This window comes from Rathayibacter oskolensis (assembly GCF_900177245.1).
Lineage (GTDB): Bacteria > Actinomycetota > Actinomycetes > Actinomycetales > Microbacteriaceae > Rathayibacter > Rathayibacter oskolensis.
Genome location: NZ_FXBM01000002.1, coordinates 386,878 through 403,344, shown reverse-complemented (window position 1 = coordinate 403,344; position 16,467 = coordinate 386,878). Strand labels below are relative to the sequence as shown.

Sequence of the window (16,467 nt, the reverse complement as noted above, 5' to 3'; positions counted from 1 at the left end):
GCGCCGTCAGCCGACCGCGCGCCGGTAGAAGGTGACGCCGTGCAGCGGCACTCCCCCGAAGTGCTCGAGCTGCGCGCGCGCCGCCGCGCCGTCTCGGGCGACGTAGGGCACGCGGAGGCGACGGTAGCCGCGCCGCGCCAGGTGGTCCTGGAGGTCGCGGCCGAGCAGGGTGCCCACTCCGCGCCCCTGGTCGTCGGGGTCGGTGCACTGCATCTGGAGCACCGCCTCCTGCCGGAAGCGGGCGCGGGTGGCGACGGCGTGCATCTGCGCGAGCAGGTCGATCCGGCCCCGGGTGTTCTGGAGGAAGCGGGTGTAGTCGGGGACGGCGAGCGCGAAGCCGACCAGCCGGCCGGTCTCCTCCTCGGTCGCGAGGCGGAGGATGTCGGGGTCGAGCATGACCGCGAGGGCGGCGACGCCGACGGAGGCTCGGTTCAGCTCCCCCGGCGTGATCTCGGTCGCGAACGGCGAGGCGACCTGGGCGCGATTGATCACGTCGAGCATCGCGGTGCGGGTCGCCTCGGTCCTCGCGGCCGTGAGCCGGCCCGGGCGCAGCCCCGCCGCCGCCCACTCCTCGGGAGAGACGGGCCCGAGCGGGTCGCCGGCGCGACGCGGCACCGTCTGCACGCTCCAGGTGTCGCCCTCCCAGATCCGCTCGAAACCGGCGTCCTCGTAGATGCCGGGGTAGCTCGCCGGGTTCCAGAGCACGCGGAGGAAGCCGCGCTGCGCGAACCCGCTCGTGATCACGCCTCCGCCCTCGTTGGGCAGCAGCGAGGCCGGCCCGAGGATCTGCTCGTACCCGCCCGCCCGCTCCTGCACCGCCTCGAAGAGCACCGACGCGACCTCGGCGTCGGCGAAGTCGGTCGCACCGAACAGGAGAGTCCGCGCGCCCACTCGGGCATCGAGCCGCAGGTCGGAGTGGACCGTCGTGCGCCCGACCACGCGCCCGCCCCGATCGCGCACCAGCAGCAGCTCGACTCCGCCGGGCCGCAGGCGCGACCCGCGCCACCACGACTGCATCACGGCCTCGGGCAGGGGGACGGTGAGGGAGCGCGGGTGCAGGCGACCGGGCAGGAGGCTGAAGTCCTCGTACTGCGCGCGGGTCGCGACCGTCTCGACCTGCATCGCGCCCCCTCGTCCCGTCGGCCGCCGCAGCGACTCCGATCCTCCGATCAGCGTAGGAGGGGGCGCTGTGCGTCGCGAATCGCCGGGGGCGCGGCGCGGCGGCCCACCTCCTAGCCTGGAGGGATGAGCACCGAGCCTCGCCCCCTGCGCTACAGCGCGTTCGTCATGAACACGGCCTCCCACATCCAGCACGGGCTGTGGCGCCACCCCGACGCACGGCAGCACGAGTTCGACGACGTGCAGCTCTGGATCGACCTCGCGCGGACGCTCGAGCGCGGACGGTTCGACGCGATGTTCTTCGCCGACGTCGCCGGCCTCTACGGACCCGCCGACGGCGACTGGAAGGTGAACGCCCGCGAGGGACTGCAGCTGCCGAGCAACGACCCCGCCGTGCTGCTCTCGGCGCTGGCGGTGAGCACCGAGCACCTCGGCTTCGCTTTCACGAGCTCGGTGCTGCAGTCGCACCCGTTCGACTTCGCCCGCAAGGTGTCGACGCTCGACCACCTCTCGAAGGGCCGGATCGGCTGGAACATCGTCACCAGCGCGCTCGACGGCGCCGCCCGCAACTTCGGCTACGACCGGCTCGAGGAGCACGACGAGCGCTACGCCTGGGCCGAGGAGTACCTCGAGGTCGTCTACAAGCTGTGGGAGGGGTCGTGGGACGACGGCGCGCTGCTGCGCGACAAGAGCGGCGCGTTCGCCGACGCCTCCCGCATCCACCGGATCGACCACGTCGGCAAGCGCTACCGCGTGCAGGGTCCGCACCTCTCCGCTCCCTCGCCGCAGCGCACTCCCGTGCTGTTCCAGGCCGGGTCCTCACCCGCCGGGCGGCGCTTCGCCGCGAGGAACGCGGAGGCGCAGTTCGTCTTCTCGGGCTCGGTCGACAAGACCCGCGAGCTGATCGCCGACACCCGCCGTCTGGCCGCGGAGGCCGGGCGCGGGGAGGGTGCGCCCGCCTTCTACCTCGGCCTCTCGTTCATCACCGGCGACACCGAGGACGAGGCGCGGCGGGCCGAGCGCGAGATCGACGAGTACCTCTCCTCCGACGCCTTCCTGCTGCACTCGAACCTGGGCTTCGACCCGAGGACCGGCGAGAGGCTCGACCCCGACCTGCCGCTCTCGGCGATCGAGACCTATGCGGGTCAGAGCCACCTGCAGTGGATCCGCGACGCCTCCCCCGATCTCGAGCCGACGGTGCGCGACCTGGCCCGGCTCTCGGCGAAGCTCCGCGGGCGCGTGGTCGGCACTCCCGAGCAGATCGCCGACCACCTGGCGGGGTGGCGGGACGCGGGCATCGACGGGATCAACGTCGTGAACTGGATCCTGCCCGGCAGCTACGAGGAGTTCGTCGACCGGGTGATGCCGGTGCTGCAGGAGCGCGGACTCGCGCAGACGGAGTACGCCGAGGGGACGCTGCGGCGCAAGCTCTTCGGGACCGACGAGCTGCCGCCGACGCATCCCGCCCGCGCGTACCGCGGAGCGTTCGCGCACTGAGGACTCCGCCTGGCGGGGGACGACGCGCGCCGAGGCGCGGTGCGAGGCTGAGGCGATGACGTCCGGTTTCGATCTCCTCTTCGTCCTGTACTCCGTCTTCCTCGTCGTGGTCGTGGTGGTCCTCATCGTGCTGGCGGTGCTGCTGTGCCGCCTCGCGATCGCCGCCCGCGAGAACCAGCTGACGACGGCGCGGCTCCGTGAGCTGCAGATCGAGCGGATGCTCGCCGAGGACGAGGGACCGGCCCGGGAACTCGGCTGAGAGGTCCCGCTCGCCTCAGGGCAGCGCGGGGCGCGCCTCCGGTCGCGGGACCTTGGGGATCAGGAGCCCGAGCACCACGGCCACGACGGCGCCGACCGCGCCGATCACGAAGGTGGTGCGGAAGCCCTCGGAGCTCGGGAGGTCGACTGCGCCGACCGTGATCGTCAGCTGGGCGAGCACGGCGGCGGTCACCGCCGACGAGAGGGTGGTGCCGAGGGTGCGCATGAGCGAGTTGAGCCCGTTGGCGGCCGCGGTCTCGGAGGCGGGCACCGCGTGCATGATCAGCGTCGGCATGGCGGCGTAGGCGAGTCCGAGGCCGACTCCGATCAGCGCGTTGATCACGAGGATCTGCCAGACCTCGCTGCCGAACGGCAGCACCAGGAGGTAGGACACCGCGATCAGCGCGGCGCCCGAGACGAGCACGATCCTGGGGCCGGACTGCGCCGAGAGACGCGCGGCGACCGGGGACGTGGCCATCATCGCGAGTCCGGAGGGGGCGAGGACGAGGCTCGCCACGATCAGGCTGAGGCCGAAGCCGACCCCCGAGGCGGCCGGGAGCTCGAGCATCTGCGGCAGGGTGATCTGCGCGCCGAAGAACGCGAAGCCGACGGCGACGGAGGCGAGATTGGTGAACAGGACGGCCGGCCTCGCGGCCACGCGGAGATCGACCAGCGGGCTGCTCTGCCGCAGCTCGTACCAGCCCCACACGAGCAGCACGCCGATCCCGCCGAGACCCGAGCCGAGGATCGCCGGGCTCGTCCAGCCGGCGTCGTTGCCGCGCGAGACCGCGATCAGGATCCCGCTCAGCCCGATCGCGAGGCCGACGGTGCCGACGACGTCGAACGTCCCGGGCGAGCGCAGCGTCGAGACGGGCACGACGAGGAGCACGAGCACGATGTCGAGCACTCCGAGGCCGGCCGACATCCAGAACAGGACGTGCCAGTCGAGGTTCTGCGCGACGAGAGCGCTGAGCGGGAGGCCCAGCGCCCCGCCGATGCCCAGCGTCGCGCTGACGAGGGCGATGGCGCCGGGGAGCCGGTCGCGGTGCAGGGTGTCGCGGAGGATCGAGATGCCGAGCGGGATCACTCCCATGACCGCGCCCTGCAGCGCGCGGCCGACGACCAGGGTCCAGACGTCGTCGGCGAAGGCGCAGACGACGGAGCCGATGACGAGGACGACGAGCGCGGCGATCGCCATCCGCCGCTTGCCGTAGAGATCGCCGAGCCGACCCGACACCGGAGTGAGGATGCAGGCGCTGAGGAGGGTCGCCGTGATCACCCAGGCCGTCTCGCTCCGGTCGGCGCCGAGCAGGGTCGGGAGCTCGGACTGGATCGGCACGACCAGCGTCTGCATGAACGACGCGCTCATCCCGGCGAAGGCGAGAACGGCGGTGATCAGGCGCGGTCCGGGTGATCGGGCGAGGGAGCGTCGGTCGGGAGAGCGTCTGTCGGGCACGGAGGTCCTTCGTGTCGGCGGTCGTATCGCCGCGCTGTGCAGTCACCGGCCTCGTACTCGAACCGAGCGATGGTCGGGATACTTCCCGATCGGGCCGGATCCGCTCCGCAGCGCTTCCGGCCCGGGGCCCGCGGGACGAGGATGGGCGGATGATCGACATCGAGAGCTGGATCGCCGGCTACGAGAAGGCCTGGGCGAGCGCCGACCCCGCCGACGTCGCCGCGCTCTTCACCGAGGACGCGGAGTACTTCACCGCGCCCTACGAGGACGCCATCACTCCGCGCGCCGCGATCGTGGAGTGGTGGATCGCCGAGGAGGAGCCGAGCGACCCCACCTTCGCGTGGGGGCTCGTCGCGCTGACCGACGAGACCGCCGTCGTGGAGGCGCGCACCATCTACCCGGGCGACACGACCTACCTCAACCTGTGGGTCATCCGCTTCGCGGCGGACGGCCGGGCGCGCTCGTTCACGGAGTGGTACATGGCGGAGCCGGAGGAGGACGGGGAGTCGTAGGCGAGGCGGGTCAGAGCGTGGTCGCCGCGAAGGTGTCGCAGTCGACCGCGTCGCCCTCGAAGCCGGCCTCGAACCAGCGCTGACGCTGCTCGGCCGAGCCGTGCGTCCACCCCTCCGGATCGACCGTGCCGGTCGCCTGCTCCTGGATGCGGTCGTCGCCGACCGCCGCCGCCGCACCGAGCGCGTCCTGGTACTCCTGCGCCGTGACCGGCTGGAGGTAGGGCGTCCCGGTCTCGTCGGGCACCGTCGAGGCGTCGCCGACCCAGGCCCCGGCGAAGCAGTCGGCCTGCAGCTCGAGGCGCACCGAGTCGGAGTCGGGGCCGGTCCCCGAGCGGTCGGCGGAGTCCATCGCCCCGGTCAGGCTCTGGAGGTGGTGCCCCCACTCGTGGGCCAGGATGTACATCTGCGCCAGCGAGCCGCCCGAGGTGTCGAAGCGGGTCCGCAGCTCGTCGAAGAAGTCGGTGTCGAGGTAGATCGTCTGGTCCGGCGGGCAGTAGAACGGACCGACCGCGGCGGTCGCGCCTCCGCACCCCGTCGAGGTCTGGTCCTCGAAGACGACGACGCCCGCCGGAGTCGTGTAGCTCGCGCCCAGCGAGCCCGCGGAGTTCGCCCAGTAGCGGTCGAGCGACTCGGCAGCGCCCTCGAGCCGGCAGTCGACCTGCGCGTTCGCGTCGGCTCCGCTGTCGCAGTCGACCGCCGTGCTGGTGATCTGATCGGGCGACGTGGCCCCGCCGCCGCCCGCGAGGCCGGCCAGCCCCGAGAGGTCGACGCCGAGCAGCTGCGAGAGGAGCGCGAGGACGATGACCACGCCGGCGCCGCCTCCGACAGCGATGCCGGTCGTGCGACCTCGCCGGCGGACCTTGCCGCCGCTGAGCTGGGAGTCGTCGTTGAAGGTCATGCGGTCACCGTAGTGGGGAGCGCCGACACGCGAGGGGGCTTGCGCAGCCCGCGGGGGCTCAGCCCCAGCGCGACTCGCTGGCGTCGCGGATGATGTCGAGCAGCGCCTCCCGGAGCGGGCCGTGCTCGAGACGCCCCGGGAACATGTCGACCTCGAGGCGGTGGGCGCGCCCCCAGGCCGCCGCTCCCTTCGCGGTGAGGGAGACGAGCTGCCGCCGGCGGTCGGCCGGGTCGCTGTTGCGCTCGACGTGACCCTCGCGCTCGAGCCGCTCGATGGTGCGCGACATGGTCTGCACCTCGACGTGGGCGGCGGCGGCGAGCTCCTTCTGCGCGGTCGGCCCCGACTGGAGGAAGTGCAGCACGATGAGCCCGGCGTGGGTCAGCCCGATCTCGGCGAGCGCGCCGTGCCAGGCGTGCTCGACCATGCGCGACGCCGTCGAGAGGAGGCGGCCCGTGGGCCAGCTGTCCATCTCGGCCGAGTCGTCGTGCATCCGACCAGGGTAGTCGCGGCCCGACGGCCTCTCTCGACCGGCGGGCCGCGGGTCAGGAGGCGAAGCGGTCGGTCGCCTCGATCAGGGCGTCGAGGATGCCCGGCTCGTCGAAGGCGTGGCCCGCGTCGGGGATGAGGCGGAAGTCTGCCTCCGGCCACGCGGTGTGCAGGTCCCAGGCGGTGAAGGCGGGCGTGCACATGTCGTAGCGGCCCTGCACGATGACGGCCGGCACGGTCCGCAGCACCCCCGCGTCGCGGATGAGCTGCCCCTCCTCGAGCCAGCCGTGGTGCACGAAGAAGTGGTTCTCGATGCGCGCGAAGGCGAGCGCGTAGGCGGGGTCCGACCAGGCCTGGATCATCTCGGGGCGCTGCAGGAGCGAGATCGTCGACGCCTCCCAGGTGGTCCAGGCGACACCGGCGGGGCCGTGCACCGCCGGGTCCTCGTCGTGCAGCAGCCGGTAGTAGGCCTCGATGAGGCTCCCGCGCTCGGAGGCGGGGACGACAGCGGTGTACGCCTCCCAGAGGTCGGGGTAGACGGCGGCGGCGCCGCCCTCGTAGAACCACTCGAGCTCGGCCCGGCGCAGCGTGAAGATGCCGCGGAGGACGATCTCGGTGACGCGGTCGGGGTGCGTCTCGGCGTAGGCGAGCGCGAGGGTCGACCCCCAGGAGCCGCCGAGGACCAGCCAGCGGTCGACTCCGAGGTGCTCGCGCAGCTTCTCGATGTCGGCGACGAGGTACCAGGTGGTGTTGGTCGAGAGGTCGGCGCCCGGCTCGCTGGCGTGGGGGGTGGAGCGGCCGCACATCCGCTGGTCGAAGAGGACGATGCGGTACTTCTCGGGGTCGAAGAGGCGCCGGTGCGCGGGCGAGGTGCCGGCGCCGGGCCCGCCGTGCAGGAAGACGACCGGCTTGCCCTCGGGGTTGCCCGACACCTCCCAGTAGATCTGGTGGCCGTCGCCGACGTCGAGCATCCCGGACTCGGTGGGCTCGATCTCGGGGTACAGAGTGCGCATAGGCGGCACCCTACTGACGATCAGGGGCGCCGGCCGCGATTTCGGCGGCTCGCCCGCGAGTCCGCGCGTCGGCGGACGCCCGTCGCCGGGGGCCGGACGGCACGGCGCCGGATGGGGAGGAATCCTGGCGGTCCTCCGCCCCAGTCGGAGAGGGGACTCCGCGCACCCCCGGACACCTACTGTTCGGAGGACACATCCGCGAGGAGCCAGCTCATGTCCGTCCTCCGCTCCGCCGTGGCTGCCGCGGCCGGCCTGATGCTCGCTGCGGCGATCCTCCTCGGAGGCGTCTCGGCGCCCGCGTCGGCGGCCCCTGCAGCCATCGCCCTCTCCCCCTCCTCCGGGCCCGGAGGGACGACGACGGTCGTGACCGGCACCGGGTTCGCCAAGAGGACCACCGGCACCGTGACCGCAGGAGCTGCGACCGCACCGTTCACCACGTCGACGACAGGCTCCTTCGCCGCGACGATCACGATCCCCGCGACGGCGACCGGAACGCTCCAGGTGACGGCGAGGGCCGGCGGGCGGAGCGTGTCCGCTGCGTTCATCGTCACACTCGGCGGCGCCTCCACCACGGCCGGCCCCGGATCCACGACCAGCCCCGCCGGCACGGCGCCGGCCGTCAGCACGGCCCGGCTGCGCTTCGGCCTGACCACCCCCGGCGGCGCGTCGGCGAACGCCGAGCTCGACCGGGCCGCCGTACTCGTCGGCGAGAGCCCCGCTCTGGTGCTGTCCTACCAGGACTTCGGCCAGGCCACCCCGCTCACGGGGCTGGACAGCGTCGCGGCACGGGGAGCGACGAGCATCCTCACCTGGGAGCCGTGGCGCTGGGGCGGCGGCGTGGACCAGCCCGCCTACTCGAACGCCCGGATCCTCGCCGGCGACCACGACCCGTACCTGCGGCAGTGGGGCGCGGCGCTGGCCGCCTGGGGCGAGCCCGTCCTCCTCCGCTACGCGCACGAGATGAACGGCGACTGGTACCCGTGGTCGGAGGGAGTGAACGGCAACGCCGCGGGATCGTACGCAGAGGCCTGGCGACACGTTCACGACGTGGTCGCCGCTCAGGGCGCGACGAACGTGTCGTGGGTGTGGAGCCCCAACGTCCCGTACAGCGGGTCCACCCCGCTCCAGGGCCTGTACCCGGGCGCCGCGTACGTCGACGTCGTCGCGCTCGACGGCTACAACTGGGGCACGAGCGCCGCGTGGAGCTCGTGGACGTCGCCGTCGGCCCTGTTCGGTCCGGGGCTCACCCAGCTGCGCGCGCTGGCGCCGGGCTCGCCGATCCTCGTCGCCGAGACGGCGTCGGCCGAGACCGGCGGGGCGAAGTCGGAGTGGAACGCAGCGCTGGTCTCGTATCTCTCCGCGCAGAGCGACGTCACGGGCTTCGTCTGGTTCGACCACGACAAGGAGGTCGACTGGCGGATCGCCAGCTCGACCGCGTCGGCCCAGGCCTTCGCGGCGGCACTCGCGCAGCGGCCGAGCTGACGCGCGCGCAGCGGGAGGACTGCGCCTCAGACGGGGAGACGCAGCAGCACGAGGACCGTCACGTCGTCCTCCCGACCGAGAGACGCCTCGGTGAGAGCCCTCAGGCGGGACACGACATCGGCGGAGTCGGATGACTCCGCGACGATCTCGGCGACGTGCTGCAGCGACTCCACCGTCCCGTCGTAGAGGTCGAGGATGCCGTCGCTGCAGCTGACGAGAGAGTCACCGGGTTCGAGGAGCACCCGCGAGACGCTCCAGGCCTCGTCGCTCCAGATGCCGACGGGCAGGTTCAGAGCCGCGAGGCGCTCCCAGGAGCCGTCGGCCCGGACGTGCAGAGTGAGCCCGTGGCCCGCGTCCACGTAGCGGACCTCTCCGCTGACGTGATCCAGGCGAGCGTGGAAGAGGGTCGCGAACGAGGCCGTGTCGCCGAGATCGGTGGAGAGAGCATCCGCAGCGCGGTCGAGGGGGACCGCGAGGTCCTCGTGACTCCGGGCGCTGCGGATCACCGCGCGGACGGTCGCGGCGATGATCCCGGCACCGACCCCCTTGCCCATCACGTCCCCCAGGGTGAAGGCGGTGCCTCCGGAGACGGCGTACCAGTCGAAGAAGTCGCCGCCGACGGCTTTGGAGGGCAGGCAGGCGCCGGCGAACTCGTAGCCCGCCGCGTCGGTGTCCGTCTTGGGCAGCAGCGCCTGCTGGACGAGAGCCGCCTCGTCGAGCTCCAGAAGGGTGCTGCGCTCCCTCGCGCGGACGTCCTCCACATGGGCTCGGGCGAGACGCGCGAGGTCGTTGACCACGGCGCCGGCGAGGACGAAGGCGACCGCCGAGAACAGCCCTCGGGTCAACTCGTTGGGGTTCTCCTCCAGAGTCGACCCGAGCAGGAAAGGCACCACGAGTCCCGCGCAGATGCCCACGAAAGCGAGCGCGACACTCCGGCGTCCAGCGGACGCGGCCACCCAGACGGTCGGGAGGATCGCGAGCGACGCGAAGATCGAGGCGCTCTCGCCGGTGGCGAACCGGAGGACCCCCACGACGAGGAAGTCCACTACGGGGACGACGAGGACGGCTCGTCCCCCCGGGTCGATCCGCGGAAGGACCGCGGCGAGGGCGGTGGCCGTGATCATGGCCGCCGTGGCGAGAACGAGGGCGGCCGGATCGGTCACCTCGATCGTCGGGACGAGGAGGCTGAGCGCGACCGCGACCCCGAAGAGGAAGGCCACAGGGATCTGCTTGACGAGCGGCGACTGCTCATCGAGCCCGATCGCCGCCGCGGAGAGCCGGGAGGCGGCGCCCGCGGTGGTCGATCGCGGTCGGGTGGTGGACCGCATCACGAATCCCTCGGCGAACGGTCCTTGCTCAGGGTCCAGACGTTGCGGCCCTCCGCGCGCTCGTAGTCGAAGGCGGTCACGAGCGCCTGGATGAACGCTATGCCCCGGCCCGACTCCGCGAACTCGTCCGGCATCTCGCGCGGCCCCGTGTCGATTCCCGGGGGATCGGCCGTGTCGACGAGCTCGGCGCGCAGCTGGAGGTCGTCAGCGACGATCTCGAGCCGGCAGACGATCGTGGTCGAGGACGAGCCGTGCTGGATGACGTTGGCGGTCAGCTCGATGAGAGCCGTCTCGAACATCATCCGGTCCATCTCGTCGATGTCGGAGCGCTCGTCCCAGAGCGACTCGAGGGCGGCGTGCACGACGTCGACCGTCTCGGGTGGGCTCCTGAACAGCAGGGTGCGCTCAGTCACGGTAGGCGTCTTCCGGGGTCTCGAACTGCGCGAGGACCCGGTCGAGGTTCGAGAGCTTCAGAACCATCGAGACCTGCTTGCTCGGCGCCGAGATCCGCAGGTCGCCTCCGGCCTGCCGCGTGCTCTTGAGGCATCCGACGAGGGCCCCCAGTCCGGAGGAGTCGAGGAAGGACACGGAGCTGAGGTCGACGACGACGCGCGACCTCCCGTCGTCGATCGAGCGCTTGACGATGTCGCGCAGCTCCGGCGCCGCCACCATGTTCAGCTTGCCCTCGCCGTGGATGACGGTGATCCCGGGCTCGATCGTCTCGGTCGTGAACGTCATGCTGTCTCCTTCTTCGTGGTGACGGGCTCGAAGCCCTGGTAGGCGACGGCGCGGAAGAGGACGCTCAGCACCACGAGGTCGAACACCGCCCAGGCGATGTTCACCCCCGTGCCGATCGGCTCCGCGCCGTCGAAGAACAGGTGGAGGCAGCCCACGACGATCGCGATGACGAGCAGGACCATCACCACGAGCTGGATCCTGATCAGACGCCACGGAGTCCCCGTCGACTCCTGTCGCGTCTTCGGCGTGACTGCGAAGCCGAGGGGGATCCTGAGGAACACGTTGTTGATCGCGGTCGTGCAGGCCTCGATCCAGACCGGGAAGAGGGCGAGGCTGTACTGCTGCCCCCTCCAGGTCGGGGTCCCCTTCGCGGCGACCAGGAAGAGGAGCTGATTGACGATCATGAAGGGGATGAAGCGGATGAAGAAGTCGAACGCGTCGGACGCGACCGGCAGGATCCCGAGCACCAGGAAGATGATCGGCGCCGCGAAGTACACCACCGCCGCGTAGCCGCTGATGTAGCTCCACATCGTCGCGAAGTACATCAGTCGCTGCGGGACGCTGAGCGCCTTCTGCAGCAGCGGGTTCTCGCGGAGGAAGACCTGCATCGTCCCCTGGGCCCAGCGGAGGCGCTGGGTGAGCATCGTCCCCGCGTCCTCCGGAGCGAGACCGTCGGCGAGGAGCTCGTGGTGGTAGACGCTCTTCCAGCCGAGCCCGTGCAGGCGCATGCAGGTCGCCATGTCCTCGGTGACCGAGATGGTGGCGAGCGGCATGATCGGCTGCGCCTCCCCCGGCCGGTCGATGGCGATGCTCTGCAGCACGGCCTGCACCGATTCGAGGGCGTTCAGCGGCGAGAGCTCGCGATCCGAGAGGCCCTGGACGATCTGCTCGATGTCGACGATCGTGTCGACCGAGTCCGCGCCGCCCGAGGCGCGGGCGAGCGCGCGGATCTCGGCGAGGTCCTCTTCGAGGCCCGCGACGTCGGAGGCGACGAGCGAGTAGCTCGCGGCGTCGACCCGGCGGTGCAGGTCGTAGGTGACCGACGCGATCGGCGCCCCTCCGCTGATGGCCGTCTGCGCCTCCTTGATAGCGGCGCCGACGTCGTCGAGCGCCGCGCGGACGGTCGCGTCGGCGGCCGCGGGGTGCGACCGGGCCTTGCTCACGGCGCGGGCCGCTGTCCGCAGCGCCGACGCGATGCTCCGGTCGAGCTCGCGGACGTAGCCGGCGATGCCGAGCTGCATCAGCGCCTCGCGCCGCAGCACCGCGTTCGAGCCGCAGAAGAACGCCGCGTTCCAGCCGTCCTTGCCCTGCTGGATCGGGCCGTAGAAGAGCGGCGCCTGGCTCCCGAGCGGATCGCCGGTCGCGACGTTCGAGAACACCTGGGGCGTCTGGACGAGCGCGACCGCGTCGTCGCGGAAGTAGCCGAGAGTGTTGTCGAGGATCTCGGGTCGGGGGATCTGGTCGGCATCGAGGATGAGGAGGTACTCACCCGTCGTCTGCTCGAGCGCGTTGTTGAGGTTGCCGGCCTTCGCGTGCCGGGGGCGGTCCTTCCAGTCGGCCGAGCGGGTGATGTAGCCCAGCCCCGCCGCCTCGGCCGCCGCGCGCATCTCGGCGCGGTCGCCGTCGTCGAGGACCCAGGTCGCGTGCGGGAAGCGCACGCGCTGAGCGGCGAGCGCCGTCGTCATCACCAGCTCGATCGGCTCGTTGTAGGTCGTGATGAAGATGTCCACCGTCGCGTCCTCCGGAGGCGCCGGCGGCGCGGGCCGCCCCCGTGCCCGCCACATGGTCATCCCGAACAGGCAGACGTCGATGAGGCTGTAGGTCTCGGCTGCGACGAGCGGGACGGCGATCCACCACGCGTCCCAGTTGAGCGAGTAGAGCCACCGCCAGCCGACGTAGTTCACCCCCAGCACGATCGTCAGGACCACGATGATGCGCAGCAGGAGCATGCGGCCGGGCGAGGTGAGGGTGCTCTCCGTCCCGGGGCCGGTGTCGACGGCCGTCCCGGCGTTCATCGGGGCACGATCCGGTAGAGGAAGCGGGTCCGCACCATGACCCAGAGCAGACCGAGCACGGCGAGGTAGGCGAGCGAGTTGACCACGGTGTTCCCTTCGCGCAGAGGAGGGATGTTGGCGACGATCAGGACGAACACGACGTGCATGACGAACACGTAGAGGGTCGCCTGCCCCAGGGGGATGAAGAACCAGCCGAGGAGGCGCTGCGCCGGCTTCCAGAGCACGCTGAGTGCGGCGTAGGCGGTGATCACCACGAGCAGGACGTTGACGACCCTGCCCGGGTCGAGGGTGGTCCGCTGGAAGGCGACCGCATAGATGTCCGAGAACGTGTTGGCGGGGATCAGCCCGAGGCGCAGATCCCAGGAGCTGGAGAGATAGGGGTTGTTCCACGAGAAGACCGCCAGCCCCACGGTGGTGATCACCGCGACCGCGAGGACGATCCGACCGATCCGGGTCGCGAACCAGGCCAGGATCTCGCGCCGGTGGAAGCCCGCGACCATCCCCGTCACGAACAGGGCCTGCCACGTGAGCAGCGGGAACGAGTCCTCGAACTGCGAGGGCAGGAGCCGCACGTGCAGGAACATCTGCAGCACGTAGACGGCCCAGCTCACCAGCAGGACGACCGCCCATCGCCCACGCGACAGAGCCCAGAGGATCAGGGGGGCGATCGCGAGCATCACCACGTACAGGCCGAGCACGTTCACCTGCCAGGGCCCGAGCCGGAGCAGGGCGAGGTCGAGGATGATCGACGGGTCGACCGGGTAGCGGAGGAGGCTGTCGACGTTCGTGTAGAGGTCGTAGACGCGGCCTGTCGCCTCGCTCCCCGCCGCGCCCGTCCCCTGGTCGACGTAGGTGGTCGCCGGAGTGGAGTTCACGAATCCGACGAGGCTCACGAGGCCGACGATCACGACGACCACCAGGGCCGTGACGTAGAGCTTCCAAGCGCGGGCCTCGGTGCGGAGGGTGACCTCGCCGATCCCGCCGCCGAGCACTTTCGGACGGTGCACCATCCCGAGGACGCCGCCCGAGAGCAGGACGAACAGCTCGGCCCCCGACACCATGCCGATCGCCTCCTGCGTCAGGTTCTGCCAGACCGAGACGAGCGCGATGTGGTTGACGACGACGAAGACGATGGCGACACCGCGGAGGTAGTCGATGCGGAGATCGCGATTCGGAGGGCCGTCGTAGGCGAGCCGGCCGCTCCGACCGCGCAGCAGTCCCCAGCCGGTCAGGGCGATCGCCGCCAGGAGGACCGCCGCGACCAGGATCCAGGCAGCCGCCCCGCTGATCGTCCCTGCCGCCGACTGCACCGTGGATGAAGAGGTGAACGGCGCGTAGACCGGGCCGAAGACGAGCTCGCTCGCCTCCGCGTCGGCGGCGAACGCCGAGGAGATCGTGTCCGAGCCGGAGAGGCTCCAGTCGATGACGACCTCGCCGACCACGGCACGGGCCGAGGAGGAGTCTCGCCAGAGCACGACGTCGATCAGCGGATGCTCGTCGCCCGAGGTGGCGGCGATCACCTGCTGCCACCAGTCCTGCTTGATCTCGAGCTCGGCCGGCCCGCCGGCCCCCGGGCTGTAGAACGCGGCGGTCTCGAGCATCATCGGCGTGCCGGCGCTCTCAGCGAACCGCTCGTAGAACGCGAGGTCGCCCTCGCCATCGAGATCGTCCTCGAGGGCGCCGTCGGCGGCGACCGCGTTCCTCGGGGCCCCGCCTCCGCTGGGGTCGTGGTAGGCGGACAGTCCGACCCAGTCGACCGCATCGTCACCCGGGTAGTAGGGCCCGTAGGGGTCGTCGCCCGCGTCGAGCGATCCACTGCCGTCCGTGTCGAGTGCAGGATCGTCGGTCGAGCCACCCTCGGCGAAGGGATACGACTCACCCGCGGCCGGCGACCAGACCACGACGGCATCGGGCAGATCGGAGTGCAGGACCTCGGAGAAGAGCCGGAACGCCGCGATGTACTCGTCGGGCGCGAATCCCCATGCCGTCCAGCTCGCGTTCATCTCGGGAGCGAAGCGGACGAAGAGCGGGAGGTCCTGTCCGTCGCGGGCGCGGGCGAGCGCATCGACGGCGGCCCTCGCCTCCTCCTGACCGAACTGCCCGAGACCGCCGACGGGGCGGAGCGTGACCGCGGCGAGCGCCCCCTCCCCCTCCGCCTGCCTCATGAACTGGGCGAGGTAGTCGACCTCGGCCTCGGTGATCGGGACGGAGGCGACGTGCTCGAGGACCGCCGCGGGTCGGCCGAGACGATCGGTCTGCTCCGCAGCGCTGTCGCTGCTCCAGTCGAGGCTCGAGCCGAAGTAGGCGCCCGTCGGCGGCGAGAGGACGGAGTCGTCGGCGACCGAGGCGACGGCGGGACCCGCGAGGAGCACCGCCGCCGCGACGACGGCCAGCACCGCCTTCCCGGCGGAGGGGGCGAACCGTCGGAGCGCGCTGCGCCTCACGTGCGGCTCACCACGAGGACGGTCACGTCGTCCGAGGCCTTCTCGCCGCGCGCGAGGTGGCGAAGGGCAGCGAAGAACTCGTCCGAGCTCGCCGAGGCGCGCGCGAGCCCGGTGACCTCGGCCACCGAGTCGAGAGTCCCGTCATAGAGGTCGAGGACGCCGTCGGTGAAGGACACGAGCGCATCGCCGGGTGCGAGCTCGACCGACTGGGTCAGCCAGCCGCCGTCCTCGGCGATGCCCAGCGGGAGCCCGACCGAGGCGAGCCGTTCGAAGGATCCGTCGGCGCGGAGGACGACGGAGAGTCCGTGGCCGGCATCGACGAAGTCCAGGCGCCCCGTCTCGGTCTCGAGGCGGCAGTGGAAGAGCGTCGCGAAGGTGCCGGTCGCGCTGAAGTCGCGGAGGAGCTGACCGTTCACCCCGGCGACGGCCCGGGCGGGCCTCTCGCCGGTGCGGGCGTGGAACGCCGAGCGGATGCTCGCCGCGACGATGGCGGCCGCGGTGCCCTTCCCCATGACATCGGCCAGGACGATGTCGACGAATCCGTCGCCCGCCCACCAGTCGTAGAAGTCCCCCGCGACCTGCAGGCGCGGGACGGACATGCCGGCGAAGACGTAGCCGTCCGGGTGGTCGAGCGCCGGGGGGAGCAGGAGGGCCTGCACTTCGGCGGCCCGGTCGCGCTCGGCCGAATCGCGCAGCTCGCGCTCGACCCAGCTCCCGAACTCGTCGAGCAGCACCTCCTCGTCCTGAGTCAGCTCGCGCGGCACGAAGTCCATGAGGCAGATCGTGCCGAGCTGGAGACCGTCGTCGACGCTCAGAGGCCTTCCCGCGTAGAACCGCACGTGCGGCGCTCCTCGGACGTTGACGTGCTCCGCGAAGACCGGATCGGTGCCGAGGTCGGAGATGATGAGCATCGACCCCTTCTGGAGCGTCGCGTCGCAGAAGGTTCCCTCCCGCGGGTACTCGAGCGGCCAGCCCGGGTTCTGCGGCGACTTCGTGAAGAGCGTGCTCTCGTCGAGGAGGTGGATCTCGGCCATCGGGACCCCGAAGAGATCGCGAGCCATCCGCGTGATCCGGTCGAAGCGCTCCTCAGCGGGCGAGCCCATCAGCTCCAGGGCGGAGAGGGCGTCTGCACGCGGATCCGGGGCGGTGTCACCGACCATGGAGCATCCCTTCGAGAACGATCAGCAGGGGCCGAGGACTCCGTCAGGTCCTGTCCTGTCG

At 71.5% G+C, this 16,467-nt stretch carries 15 protein-coding genes; 4 read left to right on the top strand and 11 right to left on the bottom strand.

The features are described 5' to 3' along the window. Positions 1-6: 6 nt before the first annotated feature. Entirely contained in the window at positions 7-1,122 is a 1,116-nt protein-coding gene (locus B9Y99_RS11000) for a GNAT family N-acetyltransferase (RefSeq protein WP_085476656.1), read from the bottom strand. 123 nt (positions 1,123-1,245) lie between these two features. Between B9Y99_RS11000 and B9Y99_RS10995 the strand changes: the two genes are divergently transcribed. Both B9Y99_RS10995 and B9Y99_RS10990 read left to right on the top strand, forming a co-directional pair. Next, positions 1,246-2,616 carry an LLM class flavin-dependent oxidoreductase gene (locus B9Y99_RS10995; protein ID WP_085476655.1) on the top strand — a complete coding sequence of 457 codons (1,371 nt, stop codon included), beginning with the start codon at positions 1,246-1,248 and terminating at the stop codon, positions 2,614-2,616. 55 nt (positions 2,617-2,671) lie between these two features. Then, a complete protein-coding gene (locus B9Y99_RS10990) occupies positions 2,672-2,875 on the top strand; it encodes a hypothetical protein (protein WP_085476654.1) in 204 nt (67 codons plus the stop codon). 15 nt (positions 2,876-2,890) lie between these two features. Here B9Y99_RS10990 and B9Y99_RS10985 read toward each other — a convergent pair whose 3' ends face one another. Then, on the bottom strand, positions 2,891-4,330 hold the full coding sequence (locus tag B9Y99_RS10985; RefSeq protein ID WP_244274877.1) for an MFS transporter: 1,440 nt from the start codon (positions 4,328-4,330) through the stop codon (positions 2,891-2,893). A 149-nt stretch (positions 4,331-4,479) separates the two neighbouring features. On the opposite strand from B9Y99_RS10985, the gene B9Y99_RS10980 reads away from it, so the two are divergent. Continuing rightward, the gene (locus B9Y99_RS10980) at positions 4,480-4,842 is read left to right on the top strand and encodes a nuclear transport factor 2 family protein (protein ID WP_085476653.1); all 363 of its coding nucleotides are present in this window, start codon (positions 4,480-4,482) and stop codon (positions 4,840-4,842) included. Between the two features lie 10 nt (positions 4,843-4,852). On the opposite strand, the gene ypfJ is transcribed toward B9Y99_RS10980, so the two are convergent. From ypfJ to pip, 3 genes are read right to left on the bottom strand one after another with little or no spacing between them, the layout of a single operon-like run. Beyond that, entirely contained in the window at positions 4,853-5,740 is an 888-nt protein-coding gene (ypfJ, locus tag B9Y99_RS10975) for a KPN_02809 family neutral zinc metallopeptidase (RefSeq protein WP_085476652.1), read from the bottom strand. Between the two features lie 58 nt (positions 5,741-5,798). Continuing rightward, positions 5,799-6,230 (bottom strand): MarR family winged helix-turn-helix transcriptional regulator, encoded by a 432-nt coding sequence (locus B9Y99_RS10970; protein ID WP_085476651.1) that lies wholly within the window; start codon positions 6,228-6,230, stop codon positions 5,799-5,801. A 52-nt stretch (positions 6,231-6,282) separates the two neighbouring features. Further along, entirely contained in the window at positions 6,283-7,239 is a 957-nt protein-coding gene (gene pip / locus B9Y99_RS10965) for a prolyl aminopeptidase (RefSeq protein ID WP_085476650.1), read from the bottom strand. Positions 7,240-7,452: 213 nt separating this feature from the next. Between pip and B9Y99_RS10960 the strand changes: the two genes are divergently transcribed. Beyond that, positions 7,453-8,721, top strand: coding sequence for a glycoside hydrolase family 26 protein (locus B9Y99_RS10960; RefSeq protein ID WP_085476649.1), 1,269 nt, complete (start codon positions 7,453-7,455; stop codon positions 8,719-8,721). Between the two features lie 26 nt (positions 8,722-8,747). On the opposite strand, the gene B9Y99_RS10955 is transcribed toward B9Y99_RS10960, so the two are convergent. From B9Y99_RS10955 to B9Y99_RS10930, 6 genes are all read right to left on the bottom strand, one after another. Beyond that, positions 8,748-10,049 (bottom strand): PP2C family protein-serine/threonine phosphatase, encoded by a 1,302-nt coding sequence (locus B9Y99_RS10955; RefSeq protein ID WP_085476648.1) that lies wholly within the window; start codon positions 10,047-10,049, stop codon positions 8,748-8,750. Next, positions 10,049-10,462, bottom strand: coding sequence for an ATP-binding protein (locus tag B9Y99_RS10950; protein WP_085476647.1), 414 nt, complete (start codon positions 10,460-10,462; stop codon positions 10,049-10,051). Before B9Y99_RS10950 ends, B9Y99_RS10955 begins: the two co-directional genes overlap by 1 nt. Further along, positions 10,455-10,787 (bottom strand): STAS domain-containing protein, encoded by a 333-nt coding sequence (locus B9Y99_RS10945; RefSeq protein WP_085476646.1) that lies wholly within the window; start codon positions 10,785-10,787, stop codon positions 10,455-10,457. Before B9Y99_RS10945 ends, B9Y99_RS10950 begins: the two co-directional genes overlap by 8 nt. Next, entirely contained in the window at positions 10,784-12,736 is a 1,953-nt protein-coding gene (locus B9Y99_RS10940; RefSeq protein WP_085477359.1) for a glycosyltransferase family 2 protein, read from the bottom strand. Before B9Y99_RS10940 ends, B9Y99_RS10945 begins: the two co-directional genes overlap by 4 nt. Before the next feature lie 62 nt (positions 12,737-12,798). After that, positions 12,799-15,246 carry an OpgC domain-containing protein gene (opgC, locus tag B9Y99_RS10935; RefSeq protein ID WP_085476645.1) on the bottom strand — a complete coding sequence of 816 codons (2,448 nt, stop codon included), beginning with the start codon at positions 15,244-15,246 and terminating at the stop codon, positions 12,799-12,801. Continuing rightward, positions 15,243-16,406 (bottom strand): PP2C family protein-serine/threonine phosphatase, encoded by a 1,164-nt coding sequence (locus B9Y99_RS10930; RefSeq protein ID WP_085476644.1) that lies wholly within the window; start codon positions 16,404-16,406, stop codon positions 15,243-15,245. Before B9Y99_RS10930 ends, opgC begins: the two co-directional genes overlap by 4 nt. Positions 16,407-16,467 lie beyond the last annotated feature (61 nt).

Bases quoted from the DNA above. Each gene is read 5' to 3' on its own strand.
- B9Y99_RS10995 (WP_085476655.1), top strand. From the start codon at position 1,246: ATGAGCACCGAGCCTCGCCCCCTGCGCTACAGCGCGTTCGTCATGAAC.
- B9Y99_RS10980 (WP_085476653.1), top strand. From the start codon at position 4,480: ATGATCGACATCGAGAGCTGGATCGCCGGCTACGAGAAGGCCTGGGCG.
- ypfJ (WP_085476652.1), bottom strand. From the start codon at position 5,740: ATGACCTTCAACGACGACTCCCAGCTCAGCGGCGGCAAGGTCCGCCGG.
- B9Y99_RS10970 (WP_085476651.1), bottom strand. From the start codon at position 6,230: ATGCACGACGACTCGGCCGAGATGGACAGCTGGCCCACGGGCCGCCTC.
- B9Y99_RS10945 (WP_085476646.1), bottom strand. From the start codon at position 10,787: ATGACGTTCACGACCGAGACGATCGAGCCCGGGATCACCGTCATCCAC.
- pip (WP_085476650.1), bottom strand. From the start codon at position 7,239: ATGCGCACTCTGTACCCCGAGATCGAGCCCACCGAGTCCGGGATGCTC.
- B9Y99_RS10960 (WP_085476649.1), top strand. From the start codon at position 7,453: ATGTCCGTCCTCCGCTCCGCCGTGGCTGCCGCGGCCGGCCTGATGCTC.
- B9Y99_RS11000 (WP_085476656.1), bottom strand. From the start codon at position 1,122: ATGCAGGTCGAGACGGTCGCGACCCGCGCGCAGTACGAGGACTTCAGC.
- B9Y99_RS10940 (WP_085477359.1), bottom strand. From the start codon at position 12,736: ATGCTCCTGCTGCGCATCATCGTGGTCCTGACGATCGTGCTGGGGGTG.
- B9Y99_RS10930 (WP_085476644.1), bottom strand. From the start codon at position 16,406: ATGGTCGGTGACACCGCCCCGGATCCGCGTGCAGACGCCCTCTCCGCC.
- B9Y99_RS10955 (WP_085476648.1), bottom strand. From the start codon at position 10,049: ATGCGGTCCACCACCCGACCGCGATCGACCACCGCGGGCGCCGCCTCC.
- B9Y99_RS10990 (WP_085476654.1), top strand. From the start codon at position 2,672: ATGACGTCCGGTTTCGATCTCCTCTTCGTCCTGTACTCCGTCTTCCTC.